Raw genomic sequence first — 13,078 nt, forward strand, 5'->3', positions numbered from 1 at the left:
TGAGTAAAAAAGAAACTTGTTTTATGCGACATCTAGAATTTAAATTGGTACTAGTTGTCGTAGCCAAAAACAATCCCGAATTGTTGGGACTATATTTTTCCTCGCCCATGGCAAAATCTCGAGTGTCGAAAATGAAGTGCTGACCTCTCCAAAGAAGAGGAAAAGAAACCCCAGTGCAGAAGCCCTCGGGGAATTATTTAGACTAGAACCTTATCTATTGGTGCAAAAATGGAGCTTTGATGAATTACAATATACTAACTAGTTATACCTAATATTCACCGCCCTCATCATCGCCACCACCACGTTGTCTGCCTTGGCCACGTTGTTTTTTCTGGTTGATACGGTATACAAAAGAAAGTGTGATTTGTCGTTCTCGCCATTGAAATTCACTTTCCGACGTAAAGAACGGTGTCTGTGTAAAGGACATTCTTTTTCTGGAGTTTAATAAATCGCTAGCGTTGAGCGCTATGGTACCGTTGTCTTTTAGAATATCCTTGCTAATGGCCAAATTTAAAGAGAAAATGCCTTTGGTTTTTGTTTGTGCATTCTCTCTTGGGCCTCTGTAGAAGGCGTTGGTCTGCCAATCAATTTTACCGGGCAAGGTAATTTTGGAGCTAAATCTAGAGAACCAACTGGTATTGATTACGCCAAAATCCACACCGTTGAATTCGCCGTCCGTGTTAAATTGAAAGAAGTTGAAACTACCGTTTAACCGCCACCATTTGGTGGGGTTGTATAACAACCCTAATTCTGCCCCAACGCGCTCGTTGGTAGAAAGGTTAATGGGTATGGACCGTATAATTACGATTCCGTCCGAGGTAACTTGGCCTGTTTCCTCTTGTACGCGCTCAAAAGAGTTGGTTTCCTTTTGATAATATACCGATGATGTTAAGGTTAATTTTTCCCAGCGCTTTAAGTAACCTAGGTCAAAGGCATTGGCAAAAGCCGGATCTAGATCAGGATTACCTTGAAAAATATTCGTACGGCTTGATCGGGACGGGAAAGGATTAATAAACCATCCTCTTGGTCTATTGATCCTCCGGTTGTACCCTAGCGTTATGTTTTCATTTTCGGCAATCTCATAGATTAAGTTAAGCGTAGGGAAAAGTCCCAAATAATTCTTATCAAAATCAAGGTCTATGCCTTCACCTACGGCCTCTTGTAAGGTAGCCGTGTCCACCCCGCTCACTTCGCCTTTAAGTCGGGTGTTTTCTAAACGCAGTCCCGCTAGGAAAGAAAATTCGCCAAATTTATCTCCGTATTGAGCATAAGCTGCATTCACGTTTTGGTTAAATAAAAACCGGTTTGTTAGCCCTAGATTGGGAACAAATATACCGGAATTTAAATCGAACTCCTCCAAACTAAAATCGGTGTCCGACTGTTCCCAATTGCCCCGGTATCCTGCCTCAAATTGCGCATCCCCCATAGGTAATACATAATCTGCTTGTATTAAATATTCATTTTGCAACTCTAATTCCCGTATATTCTCATTGGCAATAAGCTCGTTATCGGGAAAGGTGTTACGCTCGGATATGGTAATGGGTTTTAATTCTTCATCGTAGGAAAGCTGCAGATCAACCGTAAGCTTGTGACCTTCCGTGTTAAAATCATTGTTGTAGTTTAGTGAAAATTGTGCACTCTTCTCTTCTTCCTGTTCATCTTCTATTCTCAAGGTTCTGCTATCCACCGTAGTACCAATGAAACGTGTTGTATTGTTGTCCGTTACATCTTCGCCATCGTTTATTCTTCCAAAGGCACTGGCCGTTAGGGAGGAGGTTTCCGTTAAAAAATATTCGATACCAAAGTTCATGTTAAAACCGCTGTTTTTGCGATTGATATCACGGTCCTCAATAATGCGGTCAAATGCGCCGTCTTGGTAGGTGTTGTCAAAAAAACCATTTCCTGGTGGCGTACGGTAGGAGTATCCTATGGTATTGAAGATGTTGAATTTGTCCTTTCTTAGGTTAAGGTTGGCCGTGAGGGAGGCCGCGTCCGGATACCCAACGGTGGTATTGATTACCCCATTAAACCCACGGGTTTTATCTTTTTTCAATACAATGTTCAAAATACCTGCGGTGCCCTCTGCGTCATAGCGTGCGGACGGACTCGTAATCACCTCTACCTTTTCTATGGCATCTGCCGGTAGTTGGCGTAACGCATCTGTCGACCCAAATCCGGCCAAAGCAGAAGGCCTGCCGTTGATCAAGATTCTAACGTTACCATTACCTCTAAGCGCTACGGCACCATCGGCATCTACGGTAACAGAGGGAATATTGTCCAAGGCATCGCTTATCGTTGCGCCGCTGTTGGTGAGATCTTTGCCTACATTATATATCTTTTTGTCCAAGCGCACTTCAACTGTAGTTTTTTCACCTACAACGACCATTTCTTCCAATTGGGTGGCATCCAAAGTTAGGGTAATGGTACCCAAATCACGGTTGGAAGTAATGTTTTGATCGTTGAGTACAAAAGAGCTATAGGATATGTACTCCACACGCAAATTGTAGCGCCCGGGAGCGGCGGCAACTCTAAATTTCCCATCTATATCCGTAATCCCTCCCGTAACTTTTTCCGGATTTTCAACGCTCTGTACCACCAAGGTAGCATATTCCAAAGGCTGTTTGCTCTCCTGGTCCAATACGGTGCCGGTAATAAAAACGTTCCTTTGGGCATGGGCCGTGCTGGTTAAGACTAAAAATAGAATGGTAACGAGGTAGAAATGTTTTGTCATTGGATGCTTTTTCGTTAGCGTGGTTTTGGATAGTAAAAATGGGTATTTTAGCACTTAGAGAACCTAGGTTTTCTATAAACGACATAAGTAGTGTTGTGAACGACCTTAAGGAATTGTTAAATACATAGGATGGGATATAAAGTAAGCCTACGGGATAGGATTTGTTTTTTGATTGTCCAAGACCTTTCTATGGAAGTGTTGCCATTAATTACCAACATAATGTGCCTAACGAAATTACAATTGCTTACTTTTAGGCTTGTGTTATAACCAAAATATGATAATTATTATGAAAAAATTGAAGACTCTTTTACCTTGCACCAGCGCGGTTCTATTGTTTTTGCTATTAGGAACCGTTTCCTGTAAGGATGCCGCTAAAAAAGATACGACGGTAACAACCCCGGAAGCCACCACTTCGGATGATGCTGTTACCAATACTACCACAGGCAATTTCGGCGGATTGGCATTATATACGGTTCGCGATGCTATGGGTGCAGATGCCAAGGAGACCTTAAAGGCTGTTTCCGATGCCGGATACCGATATATAGAGGCCGCGGGTTATGATAGCGGGATGTTCTATAACATGAAACCAGCTGAATTCAGGGCCTATTTGCAGGAGTTGGACTTAACGCCGGTAAGTACCCACCAAGGATCGGTTACCCTGGAAAATGCCGATGCCATGATGGCCGATGTTAAGGCCGCAGGTTTCGAATACTTTGTAATTCCCGTGCCGCCCATGGGGCTGTTTAAGTTTGATCGGGACACGCGACAAATGAGCATGACGGGCGGTGCAAAGAATTTGGCCGAAATACTGGATACCCTAGGTGCCAAGGCAAAAGAGGCCGGCCTTCAATTGTTGTACCACAACCACGATTTTGAATTCATCAAGGATGCCGATGGTATTGTGCCCATAGATTACCTTTTGGAGAACTGCGACCCGGAACTGGTTAATTTTCAAATGGACCTGTATTGGGTTACCAAAGCGGGTGCCGATCCCTTGGCCTATTTTGATACCTACCCGGGGCGCTTTAAAATATGGCACGTGAAAGATATGGACGAGCAGGGCAGGTTTGCGCCCGTAGGAAAGGGTTCTATAGATTTCAAAAATATCCTCGCCGAAAAGGAAAAATCGGGAATGCTATATTACATGGTAGAACAAGATATGACCTTTGACGGACTAGAACCGCTAGAGGCCATTAAGATTAGCCACAAAGGCTTAAGCGAAATCGGTTTTGATTAAGGTATTATTTACGATAACCACATAACATTGGGGTAGCGTGTTACAGCCTACCCCAATTTTTTTGTAAAAAAATCGATGGTCCGCTTCCAGGCCAGTTCGGCCGCTTCACGATCATACCTTGGTGTGGTATCGTTATGAAAGCCATGGTTCGCATTAGTATAGATATAGGCTTCGTACGCTTTTCCATGTTCTTTCAAAGCTGCCTCATACGCTGGCCAACCTTCGTTCACACGTTTGTCCAGTTCCCCAAAATGGAGCAATAGCGGTGCTTTTATATCCCGGATGTTCTCGGTGGGCTGTCCGCCGTAAAAAGGTACCGCCGCTTTTAGGTCGGGAACCTTTATGGCCATCATGTTGGATATCCATCCGCCAAAACAGAATCCTACCACACCTACGTTTCCGGTGCAGTCCGGATCGTTTTTTAAGTGTTCGTAAGCTGCGATAAAATCTTCCAACATCTCGTTGCGATCTCTTTTGCGCTGTAGTTCCCTCCCTTCGTCATCCGTTCCGGGATAGCCGCCCATGGGCGTTAACGCGTCAGGTGCCAAGGAGATAAAACCGGCAAGTGCCGCACGTCTTCCAACATCTTCTATATACGGATTTAAACCCCTGTTTTCGTGTACCACGATTATGCCGGGCAGTTTAGCGGTGGCATCTTTCGGTTTGGAAAGCAAACCTTTGATGGTGCCTCCTCCTTTTGGGGAATCGTATGTTATAAAAGTGGAACTTAGGCGAGGGTCGTCCTGGGGTACCTGTATTTTTTTGATATAGTCCGGACTAATGAAACTGAGCAGGGAGCCTACCGTTATACCACCAACGGCGTACGTAGATAATTTATCAAGAAACAGTCGCCTTGGTATCCTATCGTGTGCATAATCATCGTAGAGGTCAAAAACGCCTTGGGAAATGTCTTCTTTTTTCAATTTTTTCATGGCTCTGTTTTAGTTTGTATTCGGGTTTTAGCTTAAAGTGTTGTTACCTTAGCGATTACTGGGTTATTAAGGCATTCCGGCTAAATAATCCAATAACACTGAGCAATTTTATTGCTGTTTTAAATACTTTAGATTTTTAATCCATAGTATTTTATTAGGGAACAAGTAAGCTTATTGCAGCACCCGTTGCATAAAACTTTCCTTGTAAGCCCTTCCTATGGGAATGTTCGTATGCGCGTCCAAACGGATCTGGTTGCCTATTATTTTTTCGATTTTGGATATATTCAAGATGTAGGACTTGTGCGTGCGTATAAAGGTGCGGGAATCCAAGGTTTCTTCCCAGTACCGCAATGGCTCCTGCGAGAGGTGCTTTTTTTCGGCGGTCACCACTTCGGTATAGTCGGCGTCGGATTGTATATAGCGTATATCTTGTACATTTATTTTTATGAGTTCATAACCAGATTTTATAAAAATCACATCGGACCGGACCTCTGGTTCCTTGGTTTTTGAATTATCGGGCTTGTTGGTAGCACTGGACTTCACTTTGGAGACCGCCTGCACAAAACGCTCAAAGGAAAAGGGTTTTAATAGGTAGTCCGTTACATCGTATTCATAACTTTCCAGGGCATAATCCGGAAAAGCGGTGGTCAGTATCACCTGGGGTTTTTGGGAAAGCATTTTCAAAAAGTCTATTCCCGATAGTTTTGGCAGATGAATGTCCAGAAAAATGAGATCTACCGTAGTGGTTTTTAGGAATTCCATGGCCTGTAGGGCATCGGCAAAGGTGCCTTTTAGCTCCATGTTTCCTACATCGGAAATGTATTTTTTCAATACCCGTTGCGCGGGCGGTTGATCTTCTATAATGATGCAGGCGATCATTCCGATATAGATTTAAGCTTCATCCTTAAATGTACGGAATACTTTTGGTCCGTTTCGGAAATTTCCAAGGTATGGGCATCTGGATAAATCAATTGCAATCGTTTTTGAACGTTCTTCAGCCCTATACCATTGTTCAGTTTATCCGTGTTCGTGACCGGCCTAAACGAGTTTTCACATATAAAGTATAGCTGCCCTTGGGCATCCAGTTGTATTCGGATATCGATCTGTATGTCCTCGGATTGGCTTGCCGTACTGTGTTTAAAGGCATTTTCAATAAAAACATTCAATATTAAAGGGGCAATGAGGTATCCGGACGGCATGTTTCCCGCCTCAAAAGTAACTTTACCGCGATCTTCTATCTGTAGTTCGTTCAGTTGGGTAAAGTTTTTTAAATGTTCTATTTCCTTGCCCAATGCCACAAAGTCTTCCTTACAATCGTACAACATATAGCGCAGTACGGAGGAAAGTTCCAAGATAATTGAAGGTGTCTTTGGCGATTGCTCAATGGCGTACGAATACAAGTTGTTAAGGTTGTTGAAGAGAAAATGCGGATTGATCTGCGATTTTAAAAACTGCAGCTCGCTCTCTTTTACGGAGGTTCGCAATTCCTCCACTTCTTTTTGTTTTAAAGAAGCGTCCCATGCAAATTTGAAGCCTGCCAAAATGGTAATTACCGGCATCACGTCCAACAAGCTGTAAAAAACCCCCGGGAAGTGTTTACCCCGGGTATCGGGAAAATAGATGCGCTCCAAGACCAATTCTTCTACGGCAATAATGGCGGCTACTATGATGCCCACGTACAGGAAAAACATTAGGTATTTCTTCTGGTAAAAAAAACGGGGCAGAAAAATATAGTTGATTACCATGGCACCAAGGGCATAGTTGAAGAAAGAAACAATTTTATATTCGTGTATTTGGGGCTGGTTGCGGTCAAAGGAAAAGAAAATAAACAACACAACATGCAGCACAATTTGAAAAAGTACTTCTTTGGAAGTGCTATTAAAAAAAGATGCTTTTTTGTTCATCTGCTAAAAGTAACATTTTATGCCAAGGAACGGCAAAACAAAACCGTTACCGACAGATTTAAGGCTGTAAACGTATGTTTTAGAGTGGGATATGTCGTTCGCAAGGCTATCAAAGTCGTTTGCAGGGAAGTAGTTGCCCCTAGTTTTGCTTTAACGCATCTTTGTACAAACATCACGATCATGCAAAAGCAGTTCTTCTTAATTTTCTTCGGTATTACCTTGTTCTTCGCTCAAGGACTACGAGGGCAAAGCGGTATCGTTACGATCAGTGGTATTGTAAAAGATGCTGCCGGTACGCCTATTGAGTTTGCTACCGTTTTGGTGGGCGACCCCACAACCGAGAAACCCATTACCGGAACCACAACCCTGTTGGACGGGTCTTTTACCTTGGAGACGGAAGCCCAGGAGTTTTATATAGAATTTAGTTTTATGGGCTACACCACAAAGCGCATAAACGATCCTGAAATAATCAACGGCTTACTGGATTTGGGTACCGTTGTCTTGGCCGAAGATGCAGAGCAGTTGGACGAAGTGGTGGTAGAAGGCGAAGTTTCCCAAACCGTTTTTAAGTTGGATAAGCGGGTTTTTAACGTGGGGGCAGATTTGAGCAGCACCGGTGCGAGTGCCTTGGAGGTATTGAACAACGTACCGTCCGTTACCGTAAACATAGAAGGGCAAGTAAGTTTGCGCGGCAGCCAAGGCGTACAGATGCTCATTAACGGAAAGCCATCGGTTATAGCCAATGAACAAGGGAATGCCTTGGGAACCCTCACGGCGGATATGATAGAACGTATTGAAGTAATTACCAACCCATCCGCTAAATACGATGCGGAAGGTACTTCGGGCATTATCAACATTGTATTGAAAAAAGAGGAGAAGCGAGGGGTAAACGGTGCCGTTACCTTAAATACGGGAATACCCAACAACCATAGTTTGGGTTTTAGCTTGAACAAACGTACCGAAAAATTCAATTTATTCAGTCAGCTAGGCGTAGGGCGCAGAACTTTTCCCAGTGATAACGAAAGTGAGAACAGGAACTTGTTGGACGATACCAATATCAACAGTTTTGGAAAAAGCGATAAGAACGAGACCTTTTTTAACCTTATTCTTGGTACGGATTACCACATAAACGATTTAAACGTAATTACGCTTTCCGGAAACTTCGCCTACGAGTGGGAAAAAGAAAATTCAACCGCACTTTTTACCACCTTTGATAATGCGGATTTGAGGACCGATGCCTTTGAGCGCAGGGAACTGACCACCGCTACCAATCCCAAATATTCCTATGAACTGCAGTATAAAAAGGATTTTGAAGGCAATCCCGAGCAATCACTATTGTTGAGCGCCACGGGCAACCTTTTTGCCAAGGACCAAGTATCCGATTTCACCAATACAACCACGGTGGGTACAGCCGGCGATCTTTTGCAGCGCGCGCGTACGGATTTCGGTCAGGCCGATTATATTTTCAAGGCCGATTATACCCACCCGTGGGCCGATACCTACACCATAGAAACCGGCGCACAATACCAGATAAACGATGTGGAGAGCGATTTTGGCATTAGTGAGTTCGATGGCACCTCCTTTGTAGAAGACCCTGCGTTGACGAATATTTTTGAATGGACACAAAAAGTATTGGGCATTTACGGAACTGCGGCCTACGAAAAGGATAAATGGGGACTAAAAGTAGGTGTACGTTTTGAGGATACCGATGTAGCAACCCTACTACAGACCACAAATGAAGAGAATGACCAGCGGTACAATAACTTTTTTCCGAGTGGTTTTGCCTCGTTCAAGGCAAATGATGACCTGTCTTTTCAGGCAGGCTATTCCAAGCGTATATTCAGACCACGGTTATGGGATTTGAACCCGTTTTTTAATATCAGGAACAACTTTAACATCCGTACCGGAAACCCCAACCTACAACCCGAGTTTACGGATAGTTTTGAAATTACCAGCATTTATAAATTGGGTAAGGTGTCCATGAACTTTGGGGTCTTTTACCGCCATACTACGGATGTTGTGGAAAGGGTAGTGGCCTTTGAGAATAATATAAGTATCTCCAGACCGGAAAACATTGGCATCAATAATACCACCGGCGTGGAGTTCAATGCCAAGTACATCCCGACAAATTGGCTGTCGTTTACCAATGATTTTAATTTTAGCCGCTTTGCGCGGGAGGGCGATTTTGAAGGAACTTCGTTCGATTTTGTTGGGGAGCAATGGTCCAACCGACTGTTAAGCAAGATAAAGCTCCCCGCGGATATCGACTTGGAGTTGGTAGGGAACTATGTGTCAGGATTTAGAACCGTACAGCAGGAAATTACGGAAAACCTGTTTATGGATTTTGGGGCGCGAAAGAAAATTTTGAAGGGCAAGGCTATTTTAAACCTGAGTATCCGGGATGTATTTGCCTCAAGAATAAGGGAGAGCCAGACCATACAGCCCAACTTCTATCTGCGAAATTTTAGTCGGCAAGGTCGGTTTGTTACTTTTGGAATCAGCTTCGGATTCGGCAAGGGCGAAGCGATGGAGTTTTCTGGGCAGAAACGGTTTTAGGGGTTTGGTATGATTATTTTTGCGATAATGCTCGTTTTTTAGGAGTACCGCTCCGAGTTGGTAATTCTTGCAGTACGGACAGGGTTAACTTAACTTCATTCAATACCAGTTTTCTGCCATAAAAACGAAACAGGGCTTTTCCCAATGGTGTAATGCAACATATGGGATGGTCTCGTACAAGATGATATCATAAGTGACTGCCAATTCACTTCTAACCGTACGATTCTAAAGTGAGATTATTTTTAGTCTTTTTCATTAAAACATGACAAAAAACAAAAATGTCATCCAATGTTTACACCAAAGATGAATACAGTCGAAGATCTAAACCCAAAGATTTATTAGTATCGCCCCCGAATCTTCGGGAGTGGGCAATATGACAATTCGCTCTAAATTAATTTTTGTTTTGTACTAAAGTTTTTATCAGTCATCACATAATAATTTCTTTCCAGACCGATATGTTTGTCGGGCTTCGTTATCGGAATGGTTTTGACGATGGGGACAGTTGAAAAATCCGTTCAAGAGACCTATCTTGCAGTAATCCTTCCGGTAAAATACACAGCGTTGTAACGAAATGTCAATACTGGTTTACGAAAATCAATTTTAAACGAATCATAAAAAGTAGATTGTGACCTTGAAACTCAATATAAAAGATAGATTTAACAAAGAACTTCCTGCGGATTCAGTGCTTGAAAATACAAGGCGACAGGTCTCCAAAGCTTGCTTTTCCTATGTAAAGCCAAAAAAACCGGGGAATCCATCCCTCATTCATGTCTCACCCGAAATGTTGGCCGAATTAGGCATCAATGGTTCAGCGAGTTCGAAGGAATTTTTGAATATTTTTTCAGGTGCTACGGTACTGCCGGGAACAAGGCCGTATGCCATGTGTTATGGCGGACATCAGTTTGGAAACTGGGCCGGTCAGTTGGGTGATGGGCGTGCCATTAATCTTTTTGAGGTGGCCCATGAAGAAAAACACTGGGCCGTACAGCTAAAGGGTGCCGGGGAAACGCCCTATTCCAGAACCGCGGACGGCTTGGCGGTGTTGCGATCTTCCATTCGGGAATATTTGTGTAGTGAGGCGATGTTCCATTTAGGGGTGCCTACGACAAGGGCTTTGTCCCTTATGCTAAGCGGTGATGAGGTGCTGCGCGATGTCATGTACGATGGAAACCCAGCGTATGAAAAAGGTGCTATTGTGTGTCGTGTTTCTCCTTCTTTTTTGCGGTTTGGGAATTACGAAATACTGGCAGCCAGACAAGAGGAAAAAACCTTGAAAACTTTGGTAGATTATACCATAAAACATCATTTTTCGCATTTGGGAACGCCATGCAAAGAAGTGTATCTCAAATTCTTTAAGGAAGTCGCTGTTAAGAGTATGGAAATGGTCATCCATTGGCAACGTGTCGGGTTCGTTCATGGGGTCATGAATACCGATAATATGTCCATCCTGGGTCTTACCATCGATTATGGTCCTTACGGTTGGCTAGAAGATTACGACCATGGATGGACGCCTAATACAACTGATCGCGCACATAAACGATATCGATATGGAACACAACCCGATATTGTCCTTTGGAACCTTTTTAAATTGGCCAATGCACTATATCCACTTATCGAGCAAGCGGAACCATTAGAGGATATCCTAGGGGAGTATCAAGATGAGGTGCAAATTGCCCATCTGGAAATGATGAAGTCCAAATTGGGTTTATTGGAATCGGATAATAAGGACAAGGTTCTCATAGCGGATTTGGAAAAAGTATTGCAACTTTCCGAGACCGATATGACTATTTTTTTTAGGGAATTATCTGCTTTCACAAGTACAGCGGACGGATTGGCACTAGTTGCCGATGCCTTCTATGATCCCGACGAAATCAAAGGCGCGATAAAGGAACAATGGGTCGCCTGGTTTAAAGCGTATAGGGAGCGGTTGACATTGGAGGCTAAAAGTGATCCGGAGCGTGCTGCGGCCATGAATTTGGTAAACCCTAAATACGTCTTGCGAAATTACATGGCCCAATTGGCAATAGACGATGCCGACAAAGGAAATTATGACCTGCTGGATGAACTGTTTCAGTTATTGAAAAAACCGTATGAGGAGCAGCCTGGCAAGGAAAAATGGTTCGCCAAAAGACCGGATTGGGCCAGAGACAAGGTAGGGTGTTCCATGCTATCCTGTAGTTCTTAAGCGTCACATTGAAAATTGTATATTTACTAGAAGCAAAATTGGCATCATATCAAATAACTTCTCTAAAAACAAAAAACCTTGCAAATCATAAGATCAGCAAGGCTTTGGTCTCGGATGGTCTCCGAATTGGTGACCTGGATGGGGCTCGAACCTAATGTTCTCAGCCTAATGAGAGTCGCTCCTTTGATAATCTTCACACATCGTGTTGACGATTTGTGAACTCTTATGAAAAATGTATGTCAAAGTAACTTTCCTTCAGATAAATATAATTAAAAGCTTTCTAGTTCATAATTTTATTTAAGACGCATTTGATAACTAAAAAAGGTCTTTTGGCCTTGCTTGTAATTCATTTCATCATTTTCTAGCTGTAAAAACCGATGGAACGAAAGCGTCCAAATTATATGTTGAATTTATTTATCAATTTGGATTTTTATTACTAATCTATGAATAGAGAAAATACTTGCTAATTTCAATATAGTATAGATGTTAAAAAGGTCAACTCCTTTGAGTTAACCTTTCCTTTTATAGTGATATGTTTACTCACTGGGCTATCAACTTTTAATACCCCTATTTCTTATTCTGTTGATTTTTAATCGTATCCTCATCAATATCAAATTTATTGGTATCGATGTTTGTATTTCCCGTCGGATTTGTAGGATTACTTTGTTCTGTTTTTCTTTTAAATTTTCTTTTGTCTTCAAATACTCCCATTAGTTTCTTTTTTAGGTTATTAAAATTAATATGTGTTTGCTATTACTGTGCGAGTAGTATTGGGTCAATACCATGTACTACTCCATTTTCAGCCTCTTGATCTGGCATAATTATTTTGGATTGAAATCCGGTTTCGTCGCTAATATAAATATCATTATTCTCAATAGTCAATGCTATAAAGCCGCCATTGAACGTTTTTAAGCGCAATATATTTTCGTTTAACCGTATGGTGGATTCTAGGGTCTCAAGATCATATTCATCTTCTACGATATGATATTTTAATAATGTCGCCATCTCAATGGTTCCATCCGGACTTTTTAAGTGTGCCAATTTTGCTTCGGTAATCCGTTTAAAGGCGGCATTGGTAGGAGCAAAAATGGTTATGTCTTCAATGCTGTCCAATGTTGAAAGTAGATTGGCCGACTTTAACGCTTTATAAAAGATATCGTAATCGGTATTTCCACCCAATACGTCCAACACCGACCTGATATCGTTGAACGTCACATCCGATTCTAAATCGGACAATTTTTCTGTTGCTATTGGTGTTTTGTCTTTAATCGAGGCCGTTGCAGGTTTTTTTTCCTTGTTTCCGCAAGACAATAGTAGTACGCACAATAACAGGGTGCTGATAATTATTAAATCTCTATTTTTCATTTATTTTCTTTTTTCCCAAGATACTTGGAACATCGATAAAAAAATGCTGTAATACCTTTAAATCTTAGCTCAAAACCTTTTGTCGAAATTTTTGCTTTGTTTGCAGGGGATAAGATTCGTTTCAGTCCGTATTTTAACCGATATAGCACTTTTTTGTAAAAGATGACG

At 42.2% G+C, this 13,078-nt stretch carries 9 protein-coding genes; 3 read left to right on the forward strand and 6 right to left on the reverse strand.

Features of this window, described 5'->3' with window-relative positions; translation table 11 throughout:
- Positions 1-268 precede the first annotated feature (268 nt).
- Positions 269-2,731, reverse strand: coding sequence for a TonB-dependent receptor domain-containing protein (locus ACFQZJ_RS12780; RefSeq protein WP_379935048.1), 2,463 nt, complete (start codon positions 2,729-2,731; stop codon positions 269-271).
- A gap of 286 nt (positions 2,732-3,017) precedes the next feature.
- Here ACFQZJ_RS12780 and ACFQZJ_RS12785 point away from each other — a divergent pair, with 286 nt between their 5' ends.
- Positions 3,018-3,968: a sugar phosphate isomerase/epimerase family protein gene (locus ACFQZJ_RS12785; protein ID WP_379935049.1), complete on the forward strand. Its 951-nt coding sequence runs from the start codon at positions 3,018-3,020 to the stop codon at positions 3,966-3,968.
- 47 nt (positions 3,969-4,015) lie between these two features.
- Here ACFQZJ_RS12785 and ACFQZJ_RS12790 read toward each other — a convergent pair whose 3' ends face one another.
- From ACFQZJ_RS12790 to ACFQZJ_RS12800, 3 genes are all read right to left on the reverse strand, one after another.
- Positions 4,016-4,900 (reverse strand): dienelactone hydrolase family protein, encoded by an 885-nt coding sequence (locus tag ACFQZJ_RS12790; protein ID WP_379935051.1) that lies wholly within the window; start codon positions 4,898-4,900, stop codon positions 4,016-4,018.
- Between the two features lie 171 nt (positions 4,901-5,071).
- Complete coding sequence (locus tag ACFQZJ_RS12795; protein ID WP_379935052.1) at positions 5,072-5,779, reverse strand: LytR/AlgR family response regulator transcription factor; 708 nt, start codon at positions 5,777-5,779, stop codon at positions 5,072-5,074.
- The gene (locus tag ACFQZJ_RS12800) at positions 5,776-6,804 is read right to left on the reverse strand and encodes a sensor histidine kinase (RefSeq protein WP_379935054.1); all 1,029 of its coding nucleotides are present in this window, start codon (positions 6,802-6,804) and stop codon (positions 5,776-5,778) included. The genes ACFQZJ_RS12795 and ACFQZJ_RS12800 overlap by 4 nt, the downstream gene beginning before the upstream one ends.
- A gap of 180 nt (positions 6,805-6,984) precedes the next feature.
- Between ACFQZJ_RS12800 and ACFQZJ_RS12805 the strand changes: the two genes are divergently transcribed.
- Both ACFQZJ_RS12805 and ACFQZJ_RS12810 read left to right on the forward strand, forming a co-directional pair.
- Complete coding sequence (locus ACFQZJ_RS12805; RefSeq protein ID WP_379935056.1) at positions 6,985-9,360, forward strand: TonB-dependent receptor domain-containing protein; 2,376 nt, start codon at positions 6,985-6,987, stop codon at positions 9,358-9,360.
- A 631-nt stretch (positions 9,361-9,991) separates the two neighbouring features.
- On the forward strand, positions 9,992-11,545 hold the full coding sequence (locus tag ACFQZJ_RS12810; protein WP_379935310.1) for a protein adenylyltransferase SelO: 1,554 nt from the start codon (positions 9,992-9,994) through the stop codon (positions 11,543-11,545).
- 567 nt (positions 11,546-12,112) lie between these two features.
- On the opposite strand, the gene ACFQZJ_RS12815 is transcribed toward ACFQZJ_RS12810, so the two are convergent.
- Together ACFQZJ_RS12815 and ACFQZJ_RS12820 are read right to left on the reverse strand one after the other, a co-directional pair.
- Positions 12,113-12,256: a hypothetical protein gene (locus ACFQZJ_RS12815; protein ID WP_379935058.1), complete on the reverse strand. Its 144-nt coding sequence runs from the start codon at positions 12,254-12,256 to the stop codon at positions 12,113-12,115.
- Positions 12,257-12,298: 42 nt separating this feature from the next.
- Complete coding sequence (locus ACFQZJ_RS12820) at positions 12,299-12,910, reverse strand: fasciclin domain-containing protein (RefSeq protein WP_379935059.1); 612 nt, start codon at positions 12,908-12,910, stop codon at positions 12,299-12,301.
- Positions 12,911-13,078: the final 168 nt, after the last annotated feature.

Source organism: Maribacter chungangensis, from assembly GCF_042676845.1.
Classification (GTDB): domain Bacteria; phylum Bacteroidota; class Bacteroidia; order Flavobacteriales; family Flavobacteriaceae; genus Maribacter; species Maribacter chungangensis.

Excerpts from the sequence above, each read along its gene's own strand:
- ACFQZJ_RS12780 (WP_379935048.1), bottom strand. The coding sequence starts at position 2,731 with ATGACAAAACATTTCTACCTCGTTACCATTCTATTTTTAGTCTTAACC.
- ACFQZJ_RS12785 (WP_379935049.1), top strand. The coding sequence starts at position 3,018 with ATGAAAAAATTGAAGACTCTTTTACCTTGCACCAGCGCGGTTCTATTG.
- ACFQZJ_RS12790 (WP_379935051.1), bottom strand. The coding sequence starts at position 4,900 with ATGAAAAAATTGAAAAAAGAAGACATTTCCCAAGGCGTTTTTGACCTC.
- ACFQZJ_RS12795 (WP_379935052.1), bottom strand. The coding sequence starts at position 5,779 with ATGATCGCCTGCATCATTATAGAAGATCAACCGCCCGCGCAACGGGTA.
- ACFQZJ_RS12800 (WP_379935054.1), bottom strand. The coding sequence starts at position 6,804 with ATGAACAAAAAAGCATCTTTTTTTAATAGCACTTCCAAAGAAGTACTT.
- ACFQZJ_RS12805 (WP_379935056.1), top strand. The coding sequence starts at position 6,985 with ATGCAAAAGCAGTTCTTCTTAATTTTCTTCGGTATTACCTTGTTCTTC.
- ACFQZJ_RS12815 (WP_379935058.1), bottom strand. The coding sequence starts at position 12,256 with ATGGGAGTATTTGAAGACAAAAGAAAATTTAAAAGAAAAACAGAACAA.
- ACFQZJ_RS12820 (WP_379935059.1), bottom strand. The coding sequence starts at position 12,910 with ATGAAAAATAGAGATTTAATAATTATCAGCACCCTGTTATTGTGCGTA.